We start from the raw sequence: 1,367 nt of genomic DNA, 5'->3' as shown, positions 1-1,367 counted from the left end.
AGTGAAACGCCGTAGCGCCGATGGTAGTGTGGGGTCTCCCCATGTGAGAGTAGGACACTGCCAGACATCACTTTGACAGAGAAGCCATCCTTAACCGGATGGCTTTTTTGCGTTCGTTTTTATCTCTATTTTTTATTTCATAGAATGAAATAATTTCAATTTGCGTACAAAAACTCGACATTCCTCCCATTTTAAGGTTAAATTTTGGCTGTCTAGAAGGCTAAACTATGTGGAATGATTGAGGTTTTAAACAATGCCAATTCGTGTACCTGATGAACTGCCAGCAGTTAATTTTCTTCGCAACGAAAATATTTTTGTTATGACATCGACGAGAGCCAATGTTCAGGACATCCGTCCCATGAAGGTATTGTTACTAAATCTAATGCCAAAGAAGATAGAAACGGAAAATCAGTTTATCAGGCTACTCTCTAATTCACCGTTACAGATTGATATTCAATTACTCCGTATTGACAGTCGTCGATGTAGAAACACACCAGTGGAGCATTTGGATAATTTTTATTGCGACTTTGAATCAATAAAAGATCAGAATTTTGATGGATTAATCGTAACCGGCGCCCCTTTGGGATTAGTAAAATTTGAGGATGTTACGTATTGGGAGGAAATTGAAACCGTTATCAATTGGGCCAGAGAGCACGTTACTTCAACACTTTTTGTCTGTTGGGCTGTTCAGGCAGCTTTAAATATTCTTTATAACCTGCCTAAATATACGAGAAAAACGAAACTATCAGGTGTTTACTCTCATACTATTCTGGAACCATTGGCATTATTGACCAGAGGATTTGATGAAACATTTTGGGCGCCGCATTCACGCTTTGCTGATTTTCCTGAGTCAGCTATTCGCCAATATACGGATCTGGATATTTTGGCTAGTTCAGAAGAAGCCGGTACCTATTTACTTGCCAGTAAGGATAAAAGACTGGTATTCGTAACTGGGCATCCAGAATATGATGTTGGCACACTAGCTGCTGAATATCAGCGTGATCGGACGGCTGGTTTAGAACCTGTATTACCCGTCAACTACTTCCCGGATAATAATCCAGAAAATAAACCAGTTGCTACATGGCGTAGCCATGGGCATTTGCTATTTTCAAATTGGCTCAATTATTATGTATATCAGATCACTCCATACGATTTGACCTACATGAACCCTTCCTTAGATTGAACTCCTTATAAACATCTTTAAAAATGAGAATTAACTGAAGCGAGTCATTTCTCATTTTTTAATTTTTTGTTTATTTTCTATAAATTATCTGTTTTTTCTATTCTCTATATATAACAAAAACTTAACAGTTTTTGTTTTTCTATTTTGGAAATTAATTCCCAGTTTATACATGCCTATTTCTATA

The 1,367-nt window shown here is 37.3% G+C and carries 1 protein-coding gene; it reads left to right on the top strand.

Annotated elements, in window-relative coordinates:
* Nucleotides 1-253 precede the first annotated feature (253 nt).
* On the top strand, nt 254-1,183 hold the full coding sequence (metA, locus tag AACX68_RS07320; protein ID WP_228860863.1) for a homoserine O-acetyltransferase MetA: 930 nt from the start codon (nt 254-256) through the stop codon (nt 1,181-1,183).
* The last annotated feature ends 184 nt before the right edge of the window (nt 1,184-1,367 follow it).

Source organism: Xenorhabdus sp. PB61.4 (assembly GCF_963894935.1).
Classification (GTDB): Bacteria; Pseudomonadota; Gammaproteobacteria; order Enterobacterales; family Enterobacteriaceae; genus Xenorhabdus; species Xenorhabdus stockiae.
Note: the sequence above shows the minus strand (reverse complement) of the source record. Positions and strands in the feature narration are given on the sequence as shown.